At 73.7% G+C, this 11,350-nt stretch carries 11 protein-coding genes; 7 read left to right on the top strand and 4 right to left on the bottom strand.

Annotation, left to right across the window (positions count from 1 at the left end; genetic code table 11):
- Positions 1-46: 46 nt before the first annotated feature.
- Positions 47-652, bottom strand: a complete 606-nt coding sequence (locus ABD329_RS32845) for a response regulator (RefSeq protein ID WP_344317321.1) — start codon at positions 650-652, stop codon at positions 47-49.
- A gap of 41 nt (positions 653-693) precedes the next feature.
- Positions 694-1,881, bottom strand: a complete 1,188-nt coding sequence (locus ABD329_RS32850) for a sensor histidine kinase (RefSeq protein ID WP_344317313.1) — start codon at positions 1,879-1,881, stop codon at positions 694-696.
- Positions 1,882-2,199: 318 nt separating this feature from the next.
- Here ABD329_RS32850 and ABD329_RS32855 point away from each other — a divergent pair, with 318 nt between their 5' ends.
- The 3 genes from ABD329_RS32855 (at position 2,200) to ABD329_RS32865 (ending at position 5,168) form a co-directional block, all read left to right on the top strand.
- Positions 2,200-3,054, top strand: coding sequence for a MaoC/PaaZ C-terminal domain-containing protein (locus ABD329_RS32855; protein WP_344317314.1), 855 nt, complete (start codon positions 2,200-2,202; stop codon positions 3,052-3,054).
- A gap of 90 nt (positions 3,055-3,144) precedes the next feature.
- Positions 3,145-4,230: a Zn-dependent alcohol dehydrogenase gene (locus ABD329_RS32860; protein ID WP_344317315.1), complete on the top strand. Its 1,086-nt coding sequence runs from the start codon at positions 3,145-3,147 to the stop codon at positions 4,228-4,230.
- Positions 4,227-5,168 (top strand): 3-oxoacyl-ACP reductase, encoded by a 942-nt coding sequence (locus ABD329_RS32865; RefSeq protein ID WP_344317323.1) that lies wholly within the window; start codon positions 4,227-4,229, stop codon positions 5,166-5,168. Before ABD329_RS32860 ends, ABD329_RS32865 begins: the two co-directional genes overlap by 4 nt.
- 152 nt (positions 5,169-5,320) lie before the next feature.
- Here ABD329_RS32865 and ABD329_RS32870 read toward each other — a convergent pair whose 3' ends face one another.
- Complete coding sequence (locus ABD329_RS32870) at positions 5,321-5,482, bottom strand: hypothetical protein (RefSeq protein WP_344317316.1); 162 nt, start codon at positions 5,480-5,482, stop codon at positions 5,321-5,323.
- Positions 5,483-5,615: 133 nt separating this feature from the next.
- Positions 5,616-7,703 (bottom strand): hypothetical protein, encoded by a 2,088-nt coding sequence (locus ABD329_RS48355; protein ID WP_425574408.1) that lies wholly within the window; start codon positions 7,701-7,703, stop codon positions 5,616-5,618.
- A gap of 227 nt (positions 7,704-7,930) precedes the next feature.
- On the opposite strand from ABD329_RS48355, the gene ABD329_RS32880 reads away from it, so the two are divergent.
- The 4 genes from ABD329_RS32880 to ABD329_RS32895 all read left to right on the top strand — a co-directional run.
- Positions 7,931-8,968 carry an ABC transporter substrate-binding protein gene (locus ABD329_RS32880; RefSeq protein WP_198281965.1) on the top strand — a complete coding sequence of 346 codons (1,038 nt, stop codon included), beginning with the start codon at positions 7,931-7,933 and terminating at the stop codon, positions 8,966-8,968.
- A gap of 253 nt (positions 8,969-9,221) precedes the next feature.
- Positions 9,222-10,070, top strand: a complete 849-nt coding sequence (locus tag ABD329_RS32885; RefSeq protein WP_344317318.1) for a Nif3-like dinuclear metal center hexameric protein — start codon at positions 9,222-9,224, stop codon at positions 10,068-10,070.
- A 41-nt stretch (positions 10,071-10,111) separates the two neighbouring features.
- On the top strand, positions 10,112-10,855 hold the full coding sequence (locus tag ABD329_RS32890) for a zinc ribbon domain-containing protein (protein ID WP_198279604.1): 744 nt from the start codon (positions 10,112-10,114) through the stop codon (positions 10,853-10,855).
- Between the two features lie 4 nt (positions 10,856-10,859).
- A partial coding sequence (locus tag ABD329_RS32895; RefSeq protein WP_344317319.1) for a reverse transcriptase-like protein occupies positions 10,860-11,350 on the top strand: 491 nt, incomplete at its 3' end.

Raw genomic sequence — 11,350 nt, forward strand, 5'->3', positions numbered from 1 at the left:
CCCTCGTGACCGGCCCGCGGTCACCCGCGGCTCCTCGTGACCCCGCTTACAGCCAGCCGTTCTGGCGGGCGGCGCGGACGGCCTCCATGCGGTTGCGGGTCTGGGTCTTGCCGATGGCCGAGGAGAGGTAGTTGCGCACGGTGGCGGGGGAGAGGTGCACCTTGGCCGCGATGTCCGCGACCGTCGCCCCGTCCACCGCCGCCGAGAGCACATCTCGCTCGCGCTGGGTCAGCGGGTTGGGGCCCGCGCTCAGGGCGGCGGCGGCCAGGCCCGGGTCGATCACGCGCTCACCGGCCAGCACCCGGCGGATCGCCACGGCCAGCTCCTCCACCGGGCCGTCCTTGACCAGGAACCCGGCCGCCCCCGCCTCCATCGCCCGGCGCAGATAGCCGGGGCGGCCGAAGGTGGTGAGGATCAGCACGTGGCACTCCGGCAGCGCCTCGCGCAGCGCGGCGGCCGCGTCCAGACCGCTGCGGCCGGGCAGTTCGATGTCGAGCAGCGCCACATCGGGCCGGGTCTCCAGGGCCCGGTCCACGATCTCGTCCCCGTTCCCGAGCTGCGCGACGATCTCGAAGTCGTCCTCGAGACCGAGCAGCAGGGCGAGCGCGCCCCGCATCATCCCCTGGTCCTCGGCGAGCAGGAGCTTGATCACGCCTGTCGCATCCTTCACGCCCTTCGCGTCCTCCGTCTCGTTCACGCCGTCCGGGCTCCCTCGACCTCGGCCTCCACCACGTCCTCCGTATCCACCGGCAGTTCGGCGACGAGCCGGAAGCCCCGGCGCCCGGCGGGGCCGGACTCCAGCGAGCCGCCCGCCGTGGACAGCCGCTCGGCCAGGCCCTTGAGCCCGGTACCGCCGATCTTCGGGCTGCCGTCCGCGTACGTACCGGTGGCACGGGAGCCTACGCCGCCCCCGTCGTCCGTGATCTCCAGCCGTACCTGGTCCGTGCCGCCCCGCACCTCGATCTCGCACCGGGACGCCCCGCTGTGCCGCACCACGTTGGTGACGCCCTCGCGGACCACCCACCCCAGCAGCGCCTCGGTCTGCGGGGCCAGCGGCGGCCCCTCGCGGCGGACGACGGCCTCGATACCGGCGGCGTCCAGCGCCGAGCGAGCCCGGTCCAGCTCGGTGGCCAGGCTGCCCTCGCGGTAGCCGGTCACGGCCTCGCGGATCTCGGTGAGCGCCTGCCGCCCCACCGCCTCGATGTCCGCGGCCTGCCCCAGCGCGGCCTCCAGGTTCTTGGGGGCGAGCCGGCGTACCGCCTCCGCCTTGACCACGACGACCGACATGGTGTGGCCGAGCAGGTCGTGCAGATCGCGGGAGAACCGCAGCCGCTCCTTCTCCACCGCCGTACGGGCCAGCTCCTGGCGGGTCGCGCGGAGCTGCGCCACGGTCTCGAAGAGCGACAGGATGGCCGCCGCCACCAGACCGGACAGCATGGTGCCGTAGGAGACCGTGAGCGAGTCCGAGGGGCCGCCGCGGAGCCCGGCGATGATTCCCGCGGAGCCGGACAGGGTGATGATGACGGGCCCCAGCTGGCGCCGCCCCCCGCGCAGCACGATCCCGGAGGCCAGCGACAGCAGCGGGAAGCACAGCAGCCAGTTCCCGGCATAGCCGATGCCCAGCGCATAGGTGACCGCCGCCAGCCCGACCAGCGCCAGCAGCGGGATCCTGGTGTGGCGGCGGCGCTCGTCGAGGGCCGTGAACGCGGCGGTGAGGTAGAGCGCGATGAAGGCCGCCACTCCCGCGGCGCCGAGCCAGGGCAGCGGCGTCTTCCCCTTGAAGAGCGCCTGTACGTCCCCCGTGAGCATGAAGAGCCAGGGCACGAAGGCGCGGCGGCCCGGTGGCTTGAGGCGCTCGATGCGCGCGGTGGTGGCATACATGCGTCAGACCTTACGGATCCCCGTATGAGCTGGGCAGATGCGGATGTCGGGGGATGGCCGTGACATTTGTCCCAGGGCCTTCGGCCCCCCCGGCCGCGACCACCTGACGGCCCGTCAGCGCACGTCGCCCACACCCTTCCCCCTTCGGGGCGATTGGGCTATACAGGGTGCCATCGGCTAGAACGCGTTCTACATGTCCACGCGGACGGCGCGACCCTGCCGACCAGCGACGACCCCGGCACGGCCGACGGTGCGGACGGGCGGGCCGGGGTCTTCGGACCGTGGCCCAGCGAGCGGACCAAGGAGTGGTGTCGCCCCATGCCCATCGATGTCGCGAAGGCCGTCTCGGCCGAACCCCGGAGCACGGCCCTCATCTGGGGACAGAAGGACATCCAGCTCTACCATCTGGGCATCGGCGCCGGAATCCCCGCCACCGACCCCCAGGAGCTCCGCTACACCCTGGAGAGCAAGCTCCATGTGCTCCCCAGCTTCGCGACCGTCGCGGGCGGCGGGATGGCGGTCGCCGGAGGCATGGCGGCACCCGGTATCGACGTCGACCTCGCCGCCGTCCTGCACGGCGGCCAGACCGTCGAACTGCACCGGCCCATCCCGCTCGGCGGCGAGGCCACCCAGACCTCGAAGGTCGCCGCCGTCTACGACAAGGGCAAGGCGGCGGTCATCGTGCTGCGCTCCGACGTGGCCGACGCGGACGGCCCGCTGTGGACCTGCGACACCCGGATCTTCGTCCGGGGCGAGGGCGGCTTCGGCGGTGAGCGCGGCCCCTCCGACCGCCTGGAGCCCCCGGTCCGTGAACCGGACCGCACCGTGGAGCGGGCCATCCGCGAGGACCAGGCGCTGCTCTACCGGCTCTCCGGGGACTGGAACCCGCTCCACGCCGACCCCGAGTTCGCCAAGCTGGCGGGGTTCGAGAAGCCCATCCTGCACGGGCTGTGCTCGTACGGGATGGTGCTCAAGGCGGTCGTGGACACGGCGCTGGACGGGGAGGTGGCCCGGGTGCGCTCGTACACCACCCGCTTCGCCGGGGTCGCGTATCCGGGCGAGACCCTGCGCGTCCGGATGTGGCGGGACGAGGGGCGCGTCCAGGTGACGGCGACCGCGGTCGAGCGGGACGACGCACCGGTCCTCACCGACACCATCGTCGAACACACCTGAGATCACTCACGCCTGAGACCACTCACGCCTGAGACCACACAGGCCACTCGCGCCTGAGATCACGCACGCTCGACATCACGAGGAGCCGCTGTGCGCGCAGCCGTACTTCACGAGACGGGACAGGACAAGCTCGAGGTCCTCGACGACATCGAGGCGGTGGGCTTCGGCCCCGGCAAGGTCCGGCTGCGGCTGAGGGCCACCGGGCTGTGCCACTCCGACCTCTCCGCGATGGCCGGGGTGCTGCCGCAGCCCGCGCCGTTCGTCCCCGGCCACGAGGGCGCGGGCGAGATCCTCGACGTGGGCGACGGGGTGACCGGGCTGAGCCCCGGCGACCGGGTGCTGGTGTGCTGGCTGCCCGCCTGCGGCGGCTGTCCGTCCTGTCAGCGCGGTCAGACCGAGCTGTGCCTGACCGGGTTCATGAACGCCGGAACCCCCAACTTCCGCCGTCCGGGCGGCAGTCCGGAGGACGTCTTCGGGATGTCCGGGACCGGCACCTTCGCCGAGGAGATCGTGCTGGCCGCGCCCTGCGCCGTGCCGATCCCCGACGACGTCCCGTTCGACATCGCCGCGCTCATCGGCTGCGGGGTGACCACCGGGCTCGGAGCGGTCTTCAACACCGCCCGGGTGGAGGCCGGTTCGTCGGTCGCGGTCATCGGCTGCGGCGGGGTGGGCATCAGCGTCATCCAGGGGGCGAGGGCGTCGGGCGCCGCGCGGATCGTCGCCGTCGACCCCGTGCAGTCGCGGCGCGAGGCCGCGCTGCGCTTCGGCGCCACCGAGGCGGTGACCCCGGACGGTCTCGACACCGCCAAGAACAGCGTCACGGCGGGCGAGGGCTTCGACTACGTCTTCGAGGTCGTGGGCCGCTCCGCCACCGCCCGCCGGGCGTACGAGATCACCCGGCGCGGCGGCACGCTGTGCGTGGTCGGCGCCGGGGCGCTGGACGACTTCCTCCAGCTCAACATGTTCGAGCTGTTCTTCGACGAGAAGCGGATCCTGCCCTCGCTGTACGGCGGCGGCGATGTGCTCCGCTCCTACCGGCGCACCATCGACCTGTGGCGGGCGGGCCGGATCGACCTCGAGGGGCTGATCACCCACCGGGTGCGGCTCGGCGAGATCAACGACGCGATCGGCCAGATGCGGACCGGGGAGGCGCTGCGCACATGCATCGAGATGTGACCGGCCCGCTGACCGGGAAGACCGCGATCGTCACCGGCGCCGGGCGCGGGCTCGGCCGCGCCGAGGCCCTGGAGCTGGCGCGGCTGGGCGCCAGTGTCGTCGTCAACGACTACGGACAGGGCGGACGCGACGGCAGCGGCGAGGCATCGGCGGGACCCGCCGAGCAGGTCGCCGAGGAGATCCGCGCGGCCGGTGGCCGGGCCACGGCCCACGCGGGCGACGTGGCGGACTTCGCGCGGGCCGGCGAGCTGGTCCGGCTCGCCATCGACACCTACGGCGCGCTGGACATCCTGGTCAACAACGCGGGCATCCTGCGCGACCGGATGGTCTTCTCGATGAGCGAGGACGAGTGGGACTCGGTGATCCGGGTCCATCTCAAGGGCCACTTCAACACCATCCGCTTCGCCGCCGCGCACTGGCGCGAGCGGTCCAAGGCGGCGGACGGCGGCCCGGTGCACGGCCGGATCGTCAACACCTCCTCCGAGGCGTTCCTCGCCGGTTCGCCGGGCCAGCCGAACTACGCGGCGGCCAAGGGCGGCATCGTCGGGCTCACCACCTCCACGGCGGCGGCCCTCGCCAAGTACGGGGTGACGGCCAACGCCATCTGCCCGCGCGCCCGCACCCGGATGACCGAGGACGTCTTCGCCGACTTCGAGCTCCCGGAGGACGGCCGCCTCGACGCCCTCGCCCCCGAACATGTGGCCCCGCTGGTCGGCTATCTCGCCTCACCGGCCGCGGCGAAGGTGAACGGCCAGGTGTTCGTGGTGCACGGCGGCATGCTGGCGATCCTGGAGCGGCCGAAGGTGGCGGCGAAGGTGGACGCGAAGGGTGACGCCTTCGGCTTCGAGGAGCTGGACGCGGCGCTGACGCCGTACTTCGCGGAGCGGGGCGGGGAGGGCTTCGCGGCGGTGGAGGTGCTGGGGCTCAAGCGGGGGTGAGACGCCGCCCGGCCAGGGGGGCGGCTGGGGCACCCCGCGATCGCCGGACGGGCCGGACTTCCCGGGGAAATCCAGCCCGTCCCGCGATCGGGGAAGACCCTGAGGTGCCTATGTCTTGAGGGCCTCAGGAGCCGGGCCTCAGGAGCCGGGCCTCAGGATCCGTTCTCGTTCGGGCGACGGTGGCGGCCGTGGGACGGTGCCTGGGTCTCCTCGGACGCGGCCTGCCCCCGGTGCTTGCCCTGAGCGCCATCGGCCTGGGCCGCGGCGGCGTCCCGCGGGCGCGCCTGGGTCGTGTCGATGTGGGTTTCGGACATGGTGGGTACGTCACCCCGTCAGATCGCTTTGTACTGTGCGAAAGGGGCTGACCACGATGTCGCACGACGTTCCATGCGCATCACCCGAGGCGTCCCACGCGTGAACGCAGGGATGCGCAGCCCCTGCCTTAGTCTAACCAAGTGGGTGATCCCGGACCCAGCGGGGTGGCCGGGGCCGGGGTGGCCGCGCGAGCGGCGCCTGCTGTAGCGGTACGGGCCGCAGGGCGGGTGTCAGACCGGTCCCGGGAGCGGGCTCCGGCTCGGGCCCCATCTCCTGCTCGACCCCGGCCCACGACCCGGTCCCGCCCCACGGCTCGACCCCGGATCCGCACTCGGGCTCGGGCACCCGCTCGTGCACGGGCAGCGGCGTCGGCTCGGGTACGGCCATCGGCACGCGCTGGCGCACGGGCAGCGGCACCGGCTCGGGTACGGCCATCGGCGCCCGCTCCCGTAGCGGCATGGGCTCGGGTGTCCGCGATGGCGACGGCGATGGCGACGGCGGTGGCGTCGGCTCAGGCGCCGCGGACCCGGACGCTCGCGCGGGGAGGGACGCGCCGGGCCCGCCGACCCGGGTCCACGGTGTGATCCTGGTCGCGATCCCGGCCGCGGGCGTCGCCGCCCGCGACGCCTGAACGCCCCGCGCTTCGGCCGGAGCCGGTCCGGATGCCCGTGTCACCGAAGCGATCCGCCGGGCCCCGGTCGCTTCGTCCGACGCCCACGCCGCCGCGCCGTCCCGTCGCCACAGTGCTTCCGGCCTCCGGGCCGTGGCCGGGCCGGACTCCTCCGTCACCTGGCCGGATGGCTCGGTCACCGGTGTCATGCGCGCGATCCGCCGGGCCCCCGTCGCGTCGTCCGGCTGCCACGGCGCCGCCGTGTCGCCCGGTCTCCACGGCGCCGCCGTGTCGCCCGGTCTCCACGGCCCCGCCGTGTCGTCGGGTCTCCATCGCGCCTCCGCCGACCCGAACGGCCCCGCCCCGGATGGCCCCGCCCCGGACGACCCCGACCCGAAAGACCCCGCCCCGGATGGCCCCGCCCCGAACGGCCCCGACCCGAAAGACCCCGCCCCGGACGGCCCCGCCGCGCCCGCGGTGCTGTGTGCGACGGGGCCCGTGGCACCGCTCGCCCACGAGCCGCCCGACAGCCTCGGCGCCGACCCAGCCGCCCCCACCGCCCCGGCCAGCCGCACCCTGGCCAGCCCGCAGGGCACCTGGGAGGTGACGTACGGCAGGCGCAGCTCGCCGTCCCTCGTCCACAGGCCCGCGCCCGGAAGCCATCCCTCCGGCGCCGGGAACTCGCGCAAGCGCCGCTCCGCCGGGCGCCATACGCCCACCCATGGCCGCCCGGCCCCGGCCCCGGGCCCCGACCCGGATCCGCCCCGTCCGTCGATGCGGAAGGCCACCGCGCACCCCTCGGGCGTCAGCACCTGCCCCGGCTGTACCGCGAACGGCGTGGCCTCGGCCCACCCCGCGGGCCGCAGACAGTCCGGGAACCGCACCGGCCGGGTGCTGCCCAGCACGCCCCAGCCCAGCCGCTCCTCGCCGGGCGCGTCGGACCGTACGAGCAGCAGACCGCTGTCGGGGTCGGCGAGCAGCAGCCGGTCGTCGCTGCGCTCGGTGATCTGGAGCAGCGGGCTGATCTCGCCGCCGCGCCGCAGATCGACCACGACGGTCTTCGTACGGCCGTCGAGTTCGCGGTCGAGGGCCAGCAGCCGGCCCGTGCGGTCCAGCCAACCGCCGCCCGTACATCGGCCGGGCACCTCGACCAGGTGCTGGGGGGCGAGGACGCCGCCGCCGAACAGCAGCCAGACGGAGGTGGACCGCGGCCCGCGCCCCAGCGCGAACGCGCACAGGCCGCCGGGCGGGGGCGGCAGCAGCGAGACCTCGGCGCGGTCGATGCCGCCGAGCGGGCGCTCGCCGGTGCCGGGGCCGGTCGGGTAGAGCAGCGAGAAGGCGTGGTGTCCGGCCACCTGGCGGTGGATGAGCACCTGCCCGTCGGCCAGCGGCAGCAACTCGCTGTCCGGCTCCTCGGGCTGGGCGGCGGGCAGCGGTACGGCGTAGGGCTCAGGGCCGTCCAGCGTCCAGCGCTCGGGGTACCAGCAGCCCGCCTCCCCGCTGAGCGCGAGCCGCGCGCCGTACGAGCGGTCCGAGGCGATGGTGAAGCCCCCTCGTGGCCGGTCGCCGACGCCCCCGGTGAGGGCGGTGTCGAAGGCACAGGCAGTCATCGGTCGGTCACCTCCGGCCACTGAACGTAGTTTTCGCTCTTCCTGCCGACGGCCGTAATGGGCGTGCTCCACCCGTAAGTGTGGCTCTTGCCCGATTCGCCTGAGAGGTCGGGGGTGAATGTGCTGTAAGCGACGCGGGGGCGGCGTGTGATTAAAGTAAGGCACACCTAAGTGCGATCGGCGCGCCCGTGCGAACGGGCGCGCCCGGCTATCCCTGGAGCTCCGTCATGTCCCTGCGCGTCCGCGGCAGTGCCGCCCTCGCCCTCGCCCTGGCCGGGGCGCTCTCCCTCACCGCGTGCGGATCGTCGGACGACGGCGCGGACGGCGGCAAGCGCAACGGCGGGGGCGGGAAGTCCGTCGCCCAGGGCGGCAAGGACTTCGGCAAGGCGGCCGAGGAGACCGCGAAGCTGGGCACGGACGCGCGGCCCGGCGCGTTCCCCCGCACCATCACCCACGCGATGGGGAAGACCGAGCTCAAGAGCAAGCCGAAGCGGGTCGTGGTGCTCGACGTCGGCGAGCTCGACAACGTGGTCTCGCTGGGGCTGAAGCCGGTCGGCTACGCCCCCTCCGAGGGCGACCAGGCCATACCCGACTACCTCAAGAAGGACGCCGGGAACCCCAAGAACGTCGGCACCATCAACAACCTCAACCTCGAGGCCATCAACGCCCTCCACCCCGATCTGATCCTCGGCAGCAAGCTGCGCGCCGAGCCGCTCTACGACGAGTTGAAGCAGATCGCCCCGACCGTCTTCGCCATCCGCCCCGGCTTCACCTGGAAGGAGAACTACCGCCTCAACGCCGCGGCCCTGGACCGCACCGCCGAGGCCGAGCGCTCCCTCGCCGCGTACGAGAAGAAGGCCGAGAAGCTGGGCGAGGACATCGGCGCCGACAAGCCGACGATCACCATGCTCCGCTTCATGCCGCAGGCCACCCGGCTCTACGCCAAGGCGTCCTTCATCGGCACCATCCTCCAGGACGTCGGTCTGCCGCGCCCGAAGAACCAGCAGATCAACGATCTCGCCGCGGAGATCGGCCCGGAGCGGATCAACGAGGCCGACGCCGACTGGATCTTCACCGGTGTCTACGGCGACCCCAAGGCCACCAAGCGCGACCAGGCGCGGTCCAACCCGCTGTGGAAGAAGCTGACGGCGGTCAAGGCGGGCCACGCCAAGAACGTCGACGAGGAGACCTGGTACCTGGGCCTCGGCGTCACCGCCGCCGACCGGGTCCTGGACGACCTGCGTGGCTACCTCGTCCACGGATGAGCGTCTCCGCTCGGGAACGTGGGGTGCCGCCCGGGACCGGGCTCCCCTCCCGGACGGCGTCGGGCGGGGTGGGCATGACGTCCAGGACGTGCCGGGTCGGCCCGGCGAGGGACCGGAGCGGGCGGCCCGCCGTCGGCGCCCGCGCCGGGTCGGCCGGGCCTCGGTCCCGGGCGGAGCCCGGGTGGCGACCGTCGTCGCGCTGAGTGAAGGCCGGGGCAGGGCTCACCCGTGATCCGGGAGGTAGCCTTGCCCCGTGCCCGCACTCAACGACGTCCTCGCCGCGCTCGACGCCCTCTGGCCGCCCGAGCGGGCGGAGCAGTGGGACGCCGTCGGCACGGTGTGCGGTGACCCCGAAGCCGAGGTCACCCGCGTGCTGTTCGCCGTCGACCCGGTCCAGCAAGTGGCCGACGAGGCGGTGCGCCTCGGCGCCGATCTGCTGATCACCCACCATCCGCTCTATCTGCGGGGGACGACCACGGTCGCCGCCACCACCTTCAAGGGCCGGGTGGTGCACACGCTCATCAAGAACGACATCGCCCTGCACGTCGCGCACACCAATGCCGACACCGCCGACCCCGGCGTCTCCGACGCCCTCGCCGGCGCGCTCGACCTGCGGATCGTCGGTCCGCTGGTGCCCGACGCCACCGACCTCGAGGGCCGCCGCGGACTGGGCCGGATCTGCGAGCTCGACCACCCCGAGACGCTGCGGGAGTTCGCCGGGCGCGCCGCCGCCCGGCTGCCCGCCACCGCGCAGGGCATCCGCGCCGCGGGCGACCCGGACCGCACCGTCCGCCGGGTCGCCGTCAGCGGCGGCTCCGGCGACAGCCTCTTCGACGCGGTGCGCGCGGCCGGGGTCGACGCGTTCCTCACCGCGGACCTGCGCCACCACCCGTCGTCGGAGGCGCGGGAGCACAGCGATCTCGCCCTGCTGGACGCCGCGCACTGGGCCACCGAATGGCCCTGGACCGAGCAGGCCGCGGCCCAGCTGGACGAGATCTCCGACCGGCACGGATGGGGTCTGCGGACGCATGTCTCCCGTATCGTGACCGACCCCTGGACGGCCCACGCCGCGGCCCCCGCCGCCCCCCACTCGACTCCCTGACCTCGTTTCCGCCCCCAACTCGACTCCTCTGGAGCCCCACGCTGAATGCCGCGCCCGCCGATCAGATCCGCCTTCTCGACGTCCAGGCGCTCGACGTCCGGCTGTCGCAGCTCGCGCACAAGCGCAAGACGCTGCCCGAGCACGCCGAGATCGAGACGCTGAACGCCGATCACACCCAGCTGCGCGACCTGCTGATCGCCGCGCAGACCGAGGAGAGCGACACCGCCCGCGAGCAGACCAAGGCGGAGCAGGACGTGGAGCAGGTGCGCCAGCGCGCCGCCCGCGACCAGAAGCGCCTGGACTCCGGGGCCGTCACCTCGCCGAAGGACCTGGAGAACCTCCAGCACGAGATCGCCTCCCTCGCCAAGCGCCAGGGTGACCTGGAGGACGTCGTCCTGGAGGTCATGGAGCGCCGGGAGTCCGTCCAGGAGCGGGCCGCCGAGCTGACCGAGCGGGTGGAGTCCCTCCAGTCCAAGATCGGCGACGCCACCTCGCGCCGGGACGCGGCGGCCGAGGGGATCGACGCCGAGATCGCGACCGTCACCAAGGAGCGCGAGGTGATCGCCGGGACCATCCCGGCCGATCTGCTGAAGCTGTACGACAAGCTGCGCGAGCAGCAGGGCGGCGTCGGCGCGGCCCGGCTCTACCAGCGCAGCTGCGACGGCTGCCGCCAGGAGCTCGCCATCACCGAGCTCAACGAGGTGCGCTCGGCCGCCCCCGACACGGTGCTGCGCTGCGAGAACTGCCGCCGGATCCTGGTCCGTACGCCCGAGTCGGGGCTGTAGCCCGATGGCGCGGCGCTTCATCGTCGAGGCGGACGGCGGGTCCCGGGGCAACCCCGGGCCGGCCGGCTACGGCGCCCTCGTGCGCGACGCCGAGACCGGTGAGACGCTCGCCGAGGTGGCCGAGTACCTCGGCACCGCGACCAACAACGTGGCCGAGTACAAGGGCCTGATCGCCGGGTTGCGGGCGGCGCACGCCCTGGACCCGGCGGCCGAGGTCCGGGTGCGGATGGACTCCAAGCTGGTCATCGAGCAGATGTCGGGCCGCTGGAAGATCAAGCACCCCGATATGCGGCCGCTCGCCGCCGAGGCCAAGGCGATCGCCCCGCCCGGCCGGGTGACCTACGAGTGGATCCCGCGCGAGAACAACAAGCACGCGGACCGGCTCGCCAACGAGGCCATGGACGCGGGCAAACGGGGCGAGCGGTGGCAGCTGAAGGTGCCGCCCGGCGGCACGCTGGCGGCGGGCGCGCCGGAGGGCGGCGGGGCCGCCCGCGC

Source organism: Streptomyces javensis (assembly GCF_039525925.1).
Lineage (GTDB): Bacteria > Actinomycetota > Actinomycetes > Streptomycetales > Streptomycetaceae > Streptomyces > Streptomyces asiaticus.

What these genes read in the sequence shown, in the direction of transcription:
- ABD329_RS32850 (WP_344317313.1), bottom strand. Translation starts at nt 1,881, where the DNA reads ATGTATGCCACCACCGCGCGCATCGAGCGCCTCAAGCCACCGGGCCGC.
- ABD329_RS32855 (WP_344317314.1), top strand. Translation starts at nt 2,200, where the DNA reads ATGCCCATCGATGTCGCGAAGGCCGTCTCGGCCGAACCCCGGAGCACG.
- ABD329_RS32870 (WP_344317316.1), bottom strand. Translation starts at nt 5,482, where the DNA reads ATGTCCGAAACCCACATCGACACGACCCAGGCGCGCCCGCGGGACGCC.
- ABD329_RS48355 (WP_425574408.1), bottom strand. Translation starts at nt 7,703, where the DNA reads ATGACTGCCTGTGCCTTCGACACCGCCCTCACCGGGGGCGTCGGCGAC.
- ABD329_RS32880 (WP_198281965.1), top strand. Translation starts at nt 7,931, where the DNA reads ATGTCCCTGCGCGTCCGCGGCAGTGCCGCCCTCGCCCTCGCCCTGGCC.